The organism is Rhodoblastus sphagnicola (genome assembly GCF_002937075.1).
Taxonomy (GTDB): Bacteria; Pseudomonadota; Alphaproteobacteria; order Rhizobiales; family Beijerinckiaceae; genus Rhodoblastus; species Rhodoblastus sphagnicola.
In genome coordinates this window covers 1-8,212 of sequence record NZ_NHSJ01000141.1, presented here as the reverse complement: position 1 = coordinate 8,212, position 8,212 = coordinate 1, and the positions used below count along the sequence as shown (strand labels likewise).

Annotated in this window: 10 protein-coding genes; 6 read left to right on the top strand and 4 right to left on the bottom strand. The window is 63.7% G+C overall.

Annotation, left to right across the window (positions count from 1 at the left end; genetic code table 11):
- Positions 1 to 172: 172 nt before the first annotated feature.
- From CCR94_RS24255 to CCR94_RS24245, 3 genes are read right to left on the bottom strand one after another with little or no spacing between them, the layout of a single operon-like run.
- Positions 173 to 874, bottom strand: coding sequence for a DUF8198 family protein (locus CCR94_RS24255; protein ID WP_104510851.1), 702 nt, complete (start codon positions 872 to 874; stop codon positions 173 to 175).
- Positions 875 to 914: 40 nt separating this feature from the next.
- Positions 915 to 2,558 (bottom strand): alpha-D-glucose phosphate-specific phosphoglucomutase, encoded by a 1,644-nt coding sequence (locus tag CCR94_RS24250; RefSeq protein ID WP_104510850.1) that lies wholly within the window; start codon positions 2,556 to 2,558, stop codon positions 915 to 917.
- A 29-nt stretch (positions 2,559 to 2,587) separates the two neighbouring features.
- A complete protein-coding gene (locus tag CCR94_RS24245; protein WP_104510849.1) occupies positions 2,588 to 3,943 on the bottom strand; it encodes an AmpG family muropeptide MFS transporter in 1,356 nt (451 codons plus the stop codon).
- Positions 3,944 to 4,067: 124 nt separating this feature from the next.
- On the opposite strand from CCR94_RS24245, the gene CCR94_RS24240 reads away from it, so the two are divergent.
- On the top strand, positions 4,068 to 4,517 hold the full coding sequence (locus tag CCR94_RS24240; protein WP_104510848.1) for an RrF2 family transcriptional regulator: 450 nt from the start codon (positions 4,068 to 4,070) through the stop codon (positions 4,515 to 4,517).
- A gap of 7 nt (positions 4,518 to 4,524) precedes the next feature.
- Here the strand turns inward: CCR94_RS24240 and CCR94_RS24235 are convergent, their stop codons facing one another.
- Positions 4,525 to 5,541 carry an enoyl-CoA hydratase/isomerase family protein gene (locus CCR94_RS24235; protein WP_104510847.1) on the bottom strand — a complete coding sequence of 339 codons (1,017 nt, stop codon included), beginning with the start codon at positions 5,539 to 5,541 and terminating at the stop codon, positions 4,525 to 4,527.
- Positions 5,542 to 5,626: 85 nt separating this feature from the next.
- Between CCR94_RS24235 and CCR94_RS24230 the strand changes: the two genes are divergently transcribed.
- The 5 genes from CCR94_RS24230 (at position 5,627) to CCR94_RS24215 (ending at position 8,167) form a co-directional block, all read left to right on the top strand.
- Entirely contained in the window at positions 5,627 to 6,547 is a 921-nt protein-coding gene (locus CCR94_RS24230; protein WP_425332358.1) for a LysR family transcriptional regulator, read from the top strand.
- Entirely contained in the window at positions 6,544 to 6,897 is a 354-nt protein-coding gene (locus CCR94_RS24225) for a cupin domain-containing protein (protein WP_104510846.1), read from the top strand. Before CCR94_RS24230 ends, CCR94_RS24225 begins: the two co-directional genes overlap by 4 nt.
- Positions 6,894 to 7,493 (top strand): hypothetical protein, encoded by a 600-nt coding sequence (locus tag CCR94_RS24835; protein WP_146090175.1) that lies wholly within the window; start codon positions 6,894 to 6,896, stop codon positions 7,491 to 7,493. Before CCR94_RS24225 ends, CCR94_RS24835 begins: the two co-directional genes overlap by 4 nt.
- Before the next feature lie 52 nt (positions 7,494 to 7,545).
- Complete coding sequence (locus CCR94_RS26265) at positions 7,546 to 7,773, top strand: BrnT family toxin (protein WP_338053027.1); 228 nt, start codon at positions 7,546 to 7,548, stop codon at positions 7,771 to 7,773.
- Between the two features lie 61 nt (positions 7,774 to 7,834).
- Positions 7,835 to 8,167 carry a BrnA antitoxin family protein gene (locus CCR94_RS24215; RefSeq protein ID WP_104510845.1) on the top strand — a complete coding sequence of 111 codons (333 nt, stop codon included), beginning with the start codon at positions 7,835 to 7,837 and terminating at the stop codon, positions 8,165 to 8,167.
- The last annotated feature ends 45 nt before the right edge of the window (positions 8,168 to 8,212 follow it).

Sequence of the window (8,212 nt, the reverse complement as noted above, 5' to 3'; positions counted from 1 at the left end):
GCGCTGATCGCGGATGCGCTGGCGGGGAGGTTTTTGCCAGAAGCGGCGGAGTAGAGCATTTTCAAGCGAAGGGGACACCGGTTCGCGTGAAGAAAATGCGTTAAAACAAGAATCTAGAGCATTTTCATGTTTCCACGAAACGTGAAAATGCTCTAGGCCGCGCTTCGCCGGATCATCCCGTCAGCGGACTGTCGTCTCCCGAAAACAGCGCCGCGCTGATCGCCTCCTCGCGCCGCGCCAAAGTCTCGACGAAGTCGCGGGCGCCGCCCATCTGGCGGAAGGCGGCGTAGCCGCGTTCGAGAAAGCCGTGCAATTCGCCAAATCCTCCGATCTGCGCGGGCTTTCGCATGGCCTTGAGCGCCAGTCCGATCAAGGGCGCCCCGGCGAGGGCCTCCAGTTTGTGTCCGAGATGGCGCATCAGTTCGATCTGGCGCGCGCGGTCGTCGCGACGCCCGGTCTGGCGATAGGCCTCGCCATAAGCCGCGCCGCGCTCCACGATGGCGGCCATTTCGGCGTCGAGGGCGTCCGAGAGCGTGTCGAGTTCGATGGCGTCGGCGATGGTTTCGATGCCCGACGCGGGCAGGCCCTTCTTCATCAAGGGCAGGACGCGCCGGATCGCGTCCTCGTCCACGCCGCGGTCTTGCGGTCCGCGCAGGTCGGTGAGGAAGAAGCGCGCGGCGGCGGCATATTTCGGATGGACGAGAAGATCGGCGTGGCTGCGCGCGAGCCGCGCCGCCTGCCATGCGCGCAGGCGCAGCCGCGCCGCCCGCGCGCCGGCGTCCGCTCCCGTGGTCGTCTTGATGACGGCGGCGCGCGTCAGTTGCGCTTCGAGGCGCTGGATCGCGAGATCCTTCGATGGCGTTTCCCGGTTCATTGCGCCACTTGACCGGAGGCCGGGCGCAGAGGCCTCGCGCTCAGGTGATCACGCTCGGCTTGTCGCGGCCGGTGTGCTTGCTTATGTCGGCAAGCTGCTCCGCCAGGGCGATCAGATCGGCCAGAGCGGCCTGGGTTTCGAGATCGTGCCTGGCGGCGTCCGGCTCATAACGCTCGATATAGACGCGCAGCGTCGCGCCGGAGGTGCCGGTGCCCGACAGGCGATAGACGATGCGCGACCCGCCCGCGAACAGGATGCGCACGCCCTGCTGTCGCGACATCGAGCCGTCGATCGGATCGAGATAGGCGAAATCGTCGGCGGACTCGACGGTCAAGGCGCCAAATTGCTGGCCCGCGAGGGTTGGGAGTTTGGCGCGCAACGCGGCCACCAGCGCGTTGGCGCCCTCGGTGGCGACTTCCTCGTAATCGTGGCGCGAATAATAGTTGCGGCCATACTCCGCCCAGTGGGCGCGCACGATCTCCTTCACGCTCTGCTTGCGCGCCGCGAGGACGTTGAGCCACATCAGGATGGCCCAGAGCCCGTCCTTTTCGCGGACGTGGTTGGAGCCGGCGCCCGCGCTCTCCTCGCCGCAGATCGTCACCTTGCCGGCGTCGAGCAAATTGCCGAAGAATTTCCACCCCGTGGGCGTCTCATACATGCCGACATGAAGCTTGTGCGCCACGCGATCGGCGGCGGCGCTGGTCGGCATGGAGCGGGCGACGCCGGCGATGCCGCTCTTGTAGCCCGGCGCCAGATGGGCGTTGGCGGCGATGATCGCCAGGGAATCCGAGGGCGTGACGAACTGGCCGCGCCCGATCACCAGATTGCGGTCGCCGTCGCCGTCGGAGGCCGCGCAAATGTCGGGCGAGGCATCGGACATGGCTAAATCATACAGATGTTTGCAGTGGACCAGATTGGGGTCGGGGTGGTGATGGCCGAAATCCGGCAGCGGTTCGCCATTCAACACAGTTCCCGGCGCGGCGCCGAGATCGCCTTCGAGGATCGCCTTGGCGTAGGGGCCGGTGACGGCGCTCATGGCGTCGAATTTCATGGTGAAGCCCGAGGCGAACAGCGCGCGGATCGCCGCGAAATCGAACAGGCTGGCCATCAGGTCGCGATAGATGGCGACGGGATCGATGATCCGCACCTTCGTCGCGCCGATGAACGTCTCGCCGAGGCTGTCGATGTCGATGTCGGCGGCTTCGACCGTCTTGTAGCTCTCGATCGCCTTGCTGTGGGCGAAGATCGCCTCGGTGATCTTTTCCGGGGCGGGGCCGCCGTTGGAGATATTGTATTTGATGCCGAAATCCGCATCGGGTCCGCCGGGATTGTGGCTGGCCGACAGCACGATGCCGCCGAACGCCTTGTCATGGCGGATGACGGCGGAAGCCGCCGGCGTGGACAAAATGCCGGAGCGGCCGACGATGATCTCGCCAAAACCGTTGGCCGCCGCCATTTTCAGGATGAGCTGGATGGCCTCGCGGTTGAAGAACCGGCCGTCGCCGCCGACCACCAGCGCCTTGCCCGCAAAACCTTCCAGCGAGGAAAAGATCGACTGGACGAAATTGGCGAGATAATGCGGCTGCTGAAAGACCCTGGTCTTCTTGCGCAGGCCGGACGTGCCCGGACGCTGGTCGTTGAAGGGTTTGGTTGCAACGGTCTTGATCGGCAATGGCGCGGTCATCGGCTCACCTTCGTGATTTCATGGTAGCTTCATGCCAGAGAGTTTTCCTCGGCGCCAGCGTCATCCTTGTCGCGCCTGTCTTGGTCGCGCCTGTCTTGGTCGCGCTTATCTTGGTCGCGCTTATCTTGGGCATGGACGCGCCACACCGCGAGGCAGAGCGCCGCCACCGGCAGGCCGATGCAGGACGTCCCGATGAAAAAGGCGGAATAGCCGAATTTGGCGACGGCAAAGCCGGAGAATCCGCCGAGAACTTTTCCGGGCAGGGCGTAGAGCGAGGACAACAGCGCATATTGCGCGGCGGCGTGCAGCGGCGACACCAGCGACGACATGAAGGCGACCAGCGCCGTGCCGGCAAAACCGCCGGCGAAATTCTCGACGCAGATCGCCACCGTCAGCATGCCCATGTCATTGCCGACATGCGCCAGCCAGGCGAGGCTCAGATGCGAGGCCGAGGCCGCCATGCCGCCCGCGAATAAAGTGGGCATCAGGCCAAAGCGCGAGGCGCACCAGCCGCCGGCGAAAATCCCCCCGAGACCCACGCCAAAACCGAAAATCTTGGTGATGTTGGCGATGTCGGTCTTGGAAAAGCCGAGGTCGATGTAAAGCGGGTTGGCCATCACCCCCGAGACGAAATCGGGCAGCCGATAGATCGCCAGCAGCAGCAGGAACAGCACGGTGGCGCGTCCGTTGCGCGCGAAAAACTCTTTGAGCGGCTCGGCATAAGTCTCGATCAGAGATTTCCGCGCTCCCGGCGCGGCCTCGATATGGGTTTTCGGCTCCGGCGCCAGCAGATTGGCGACAAAGCCGACGGCCATCAGGCAGGCCATAGCAAGATAGGCCGCGCGCCAGGACTGGAATTGGGCGATGTAGAGCGCGCCCGCGCCGGCGCAGAGCAGCGCGATCTTGTAGCCGACCTGGCTCGCGGCGGAGAGCGCGCCCTGCTTGTCCGGCGGGGCCACGGCGATGCGCCAGCCGTCGATGGTGATGTCCTGGGTCGAGCCGCAAAAGCCGAGCAGGAAGCTGAAGGCTATGGTCCACACCAGACTTTTCGCGGGATCGCCGAAGGCCAATCCGCCGAGGCAGAGCATCACGCCGATCTGGATCAGCGCCATCCAGCCGCGCCGCCGCCCCAGTCTCTTGCCGAAGAATGGCGCGTCATAGCGGTCGAGCAGCGGCGCCCACAGAAATTTCAACGAATAGGCCAGCGCCACCCAGGAGATCATGCCGATCGCCTCCCGGCTGACCCCGACCTCGCGCAGCCAGGTCGATTGGGTGGAGAACACGAGCAGGAACGGCAGGCCCGAGGAAAAACCCAGGGCCAGCATCAGCGGCAGGGTGCGGTCGGCGAAAAGTTTTTTGCGACCGCGCGGCGATTCGGTTGTCATGGGAGCAGACTATCGCACGAAACGCGAAAAAGTTGGACAAACGGCGCAACCGCTCAGCTTTTCCAGTCATTTACTGGATTGTTGCCGCCCGATGCTGCTAGGATTGCGGTGAAGGGATTCGGCGATGCTCACCAACAAGGGAAAATACGGCCTCAAGGCCATGGTCCACCTCGCGGGGATGGAGCCGGGGACGCTCGCCCAGGTGCAGGATATCGCCGACCGCAATGCGATCCCGAAGAAGTTTCTCGATCAGATTCTGTCCGAATTGCGCAATGCCGGACTGGTGTTTTCCAAGAAGGGCAAGGGCGGCGGCTACGCCCTGGCGCAACAGGCGAGCAAAATCAGCGTCGGCCAGATCGTGCGCATCCTCGACGGCCCGCTGGCCCCGATCCAGTGCGCCAGCGTCACCGCCTATCGCCCCTGTGACGATTGCGGCGACGAAAAAGCCTGTGCGGTCAGGCTGATGATGGTCAAGGCGCGCAACGCCATCGCCGACGTGCTGGACAATCACACCCTCGCCGACATGCGGGCGCTGAGCGATCCGGTGGAACTGGCCCACAGCTATCAGATCTGAGCCCGCCTCAGGCGAAATAGCGCGCGATCTGATCCTCCAACACCTCTTCCAGCCGCGCCGGCGCCCATTTTGGCGCGCGGTCCTTGTCGATCACCGCCGCGCGTATCCCTTCGGGGAAGTCATGCCCGCCAAGGCAGGCCGTCGCCGCGATCAGCTCCATGTCGAGGCAGGGCGCCAGACGGCCAAGCGCGCGGGCTTTGCGCAGGGCGCGCAGCGTGACCTTCAGCGAGGTCGGCGAATGCCGGCGCAGCAGCGCCAGCGCCGCCTGCGCCGACAGGTCGGGCACGCCAGCAAGATTTGCGGCGATCTCCTCCACGCTGTCGGCGGCATAGGCGGCGTCGATCCACGGCCGGGCGTCGGCGAGCGGCGGCGGGCCGGCGGGCGCGGCGATTTTTGCAAGCGCCGCCCCGACATCGTCATGCGAGGCGCAATCGGATAAAACGTCCGCCAGCCCCTCCAGCCGGTCCTTGGCGACAAAAACATCGGCGAGGCCGAGCAGGACACAGTCCGCTGGCCCGGCGCGCCCGGCCGTCAAAGCCAGATGCGTTCCCAATTCGCCGGGCGCGCGGGCAAGCAGGAACGTGCCGCCGACATCGGGCACAAAGCCGATGCCAACCTCGGGCATGGCGATGGTCGACCCCTCCGTGACGATCCGATGCGCCGCATGGGCGGAAACCCCGACGCCGCCGCCCATCACCACGCCATGCATCAGGGCGACGACCGGCTTGGCATAGTCAGCGATCAGAAGGTTCAGCGCATATTCCTCGCGCCAGAAATCGACCGGCGCGCGGTCGCCGGAGCGCGCGGCATTGTATATGGCGACAATGTCGCCGCCGGCGCACAGGCCGCGCTCCCCGGCGCCGCGAATCAGCACCGCGCCGACGCTCGCATCCCCCGCCCAGTCGTTCAGCGCGCGCGTCATCGCGCGCACCATGTTCAGCGTGAGCGCATTGATCGCCTTGGGGCGGTTGAGCGTGATCAGGCCGAGGCGGCCTTGGCGGGAAAGCAGGATTTCATCGGTCATGCCTCAGCTATAGGCGTCGCGCGCGCCGCGCGGAACTTGGCAAAAGTGCGCAATGGATTTGCGCGCCGGCCGGAACCTTTGCACAATGGGCGAGCTGAGAGGTCGCATGGCGCTCGACTGGAACGATCTGCAATTCTGCCTGGCAGTGGCCCGCGACGGCACGGTGTCGGCCGCCGCCAAAAAACTCGGCGTCGATCACGCCACCATCATCCGCCGCATCGACCGTCTCGAGCGCGACATCGGCGCCAAATTGTTCGCCCGCCGCAAAACCGGCTACCAACTCACTGACGCCGGCCGCCGCGCCGCCGCCATGGCGGAAACCATCGAATCGCAAATTCGCGGCGGACAGGCGGAAATCTCCGGCGGCGCGGCGCGGCTGGCCGGCACGGTGCGGATCGGCGCCCCCGACGGCTTCGGCTCGTTCTTCCTCGCGCCCCGGCTCGGTCCGCTCGCCGACAAGCACCCGGAATTGCAGCTCGAGCTGGTGGCGACGGCGCGGCTGTTCAGCCTGTCCAAGCGCGAAGCCGATATCGCCATCAGCCTCGCCCTGCCGCGCGAGGGCCGCATTTTCGGGCGAAAACTGGTGGATTACCGGCTGTTCCTCTATGCCTCGCGCGATTATCTCGCCAAGCGCGGCGGCATCGAAACCCGCGACGACATCAAAAGCCGTCGGCTGATCGGCTATATTCCCGAACTGCTGTTCACGCCGGAACTGGACTATCTGCCGCAAATCCTGCCGGGCTTCTCGGCCCAATTCCGCAGCGCCAATCTGATCGCGCAACTGGAGGCGGCGCTGGCGGGGCTGGGCATCGCCATGCTGCCGCGCTTTCTGGCGCAAAAATTCGACACCCTGATTCCCGTCCTGCCCGAAGTCATCTCCATCACCCGCGGTTTCTACCTGCTGATGCACGCGGACGGCCGCGATTCGCCGCAAATCCGCGCCGTCGCCGAGCATATTTACGCTGCGGTAGAGGCGGAAAAAGCCCTGTTCCTGGACCCGCCATGACCGACACGACCAATCTGTTCGAAGACTTGCCGCTGGCGTCGATGGAAGAGGATGTTTTTGTTCTGTTCGAGCGCCCCGGCGTGATGATCGAACGCATCGTCTCGACGGGGCAGGCCAGCCCGCCGGGTTTTTGGTACGATCAGAACTGGACCGAATGGGTTGTCCTGCTCGCGGGCGCGGCGCGGCTGCGTTTCGAAGACGAAACGGAAGATCGTCTGTTCACGGCGGGCGATCACATCCTGATCGCCCCACGCCGCCGCCATCGCGTCGAATGGACGCAAAGCGAACCGCCGACGCTGTGGCTGGCGGTGCATATCAGGGAGGAGGGGGTGGGTCCGATTATATCATGATGAGAGAACAAGTAACTACAAGCAAAAATCCCACATCAGAATTCTTCGAATTGGTTGGGCGATGTATCACCACATGGGCGTGGATTGATGACGAGCTATTTAGAATATTTCATTGCTGCGTAGGCCCGCGCGAGCAATGCGCGATCATTTTTTACCGGCTTCCAGGCCTCGACGCGAGATTAAGCCTGACTGACGAGATAGTGCGCTCAATACTTCCGAAAAAGGCTCCCGGGGAACACGGTCATGAAAGCATCAAGGAATGGAGCCGCATTTTAAAGCAAATTAGGAGCCTGTTAACAACGCGCAGGAGAATCGCTCATCATCCGGTCGCCTTCCAATCAGAACCACCATTTCAATTTGGCATCACGCCCTTCGGCGCAGGCGTTTTTGGTGACAAGCTGCCTGAGCCTACACTTACGATTCGGGTCGGCGAACACGAGAAACTGCGTCCACGTGAATCCGATGAAGGTGGATTAACAAAAGAAGAACTCGTCGCTCACCTGCAATCTGTAAGATCATTTGCGAACAGTTTGAACTCCTTCTCAAGAAACTTATTACAGCCTGTTTTAGAAGAACGCCAATCACCGATATATTGAAAACCGCGCCTCGGAAGGGGTCTGACTCGCACGTCCGGGTCGTAGGCCCGGGATGGCCCAACTACGTCCGAACCACTCTCATCTTGTTGTATGGGCAAAATGTGTATACACTATGTATGAATGGGATGAGACCAAGCGACAGACGAACCTCGCCAAGCACAAGCTCGACTTTGTGGATGCGGTTCTGATGTTCGATGGAAGGCCCACGCTGACAGCCCCTTCCAACACGCCCGTGGAAGCGAGGTTCGTCACGACCGCCATGATCCACGCGAAATTCTAGTCCCTCGTATGGACATGGCGCGGCGAGGCCCGCCGCATCATTTCATTCCGGAGAGCGCGTCATGGCGAAGAAAGAGCATATCGAGAGGCACACGGCTGACGCATTGCGCGCGAGGCAGGCGCGCGGCGAGAGTCAAAGCGATTGGGCGCGCGCCGCCGCCATGACCGAGGATAAGATCGAAGCGGCCATCGCCGAGGACGCCGACGAGGCCGGGATGGTCATCGACTGGGCGCAAGCCTCGGTTGAAACGCCCCGGCCAAAAGCGGTTCTCAACATGCGCGTCGACCGCGAGGTGATGGACTTTTTCCGCAGCCAGGGCCGGGGCTATCAGACCAGGATCAACGCGGTGTTGCGCTCCTACGTCGAGCAGATGCGCCATCAAACCAAGCGCTGACCGCACCCCTCCCCACACCCGGGAGGACGGGCCGGCCTCCCCGGA

Coding starts and splice junctions, on each gene's coding strand:
- CCR94_RS24230 (WP_425332358.1), top strand. CDS start 5,627: ATGGGCGAGCTGAGAGGTCGCATGGCGCTCGACTGGAACGATCTGCAA.
- CCR94_RS24240 (WP_104510848.1), top strand. CDS start 4,068: ATGCTCACCAACAAGGGAAAATACGGCCTCAAGGCCATGGTCCACCTC.
- CCR94_RS24225 (WP_104510846.1), top strand. CDS start 6,544: ATGACCGACACGACCAATCTGTTCGAAGACTTGCCGCTGGCGTCGATG.
- CCR94_RS24250 (WP_104510850.1), bottom strand. CDS start 2,558: ATGACCGCGCCATTGCCGATCAAGACCGTTGCAACCAAACCCTTCAAC.
- CCR94_RS24235 (WP_104510847.1), bottom strand. CDS start 5,541: ATGACCGATGAAATCCTGCTTTCCCGCCAAGGCCGCCTCGGCCTGATC.
- CCR94_RS24255 (WP_104510851.1), bottom strand. CDS start 874: ATGAACCGGGAAACGCCATCGAAGGATCTCGCGATCCAGCGCCTCGAA.
- CCR94_RS24835 (WP_146090175.1), top strand. CDS start 6,894: ATGATGAGAGAACAAGTAACTACAAGCAAAAATCCCACATCAGAATTC.
- CCR94_RS26265 (WP_338053027.1), top strand. CDS start 7,546: ATGGCCCAACTACGTCCGAACCACTCTCATCTTGTTGTATGGGCAAAA.
- CCR94_RS24245 (WP_104510849.1), bottom strand. CDS start 3,943: ATGACAACCGAATCGCCGCGCGGTCGCAAAAAACTTTTCGCCGACCGC.
- CCR94_RS24215 (WP_104510845.1), top strand. CDS start 7,835: ATGGCGAAGAAAGAGCATATCGAGAGGCACACGGCTGACGCATTGCGC.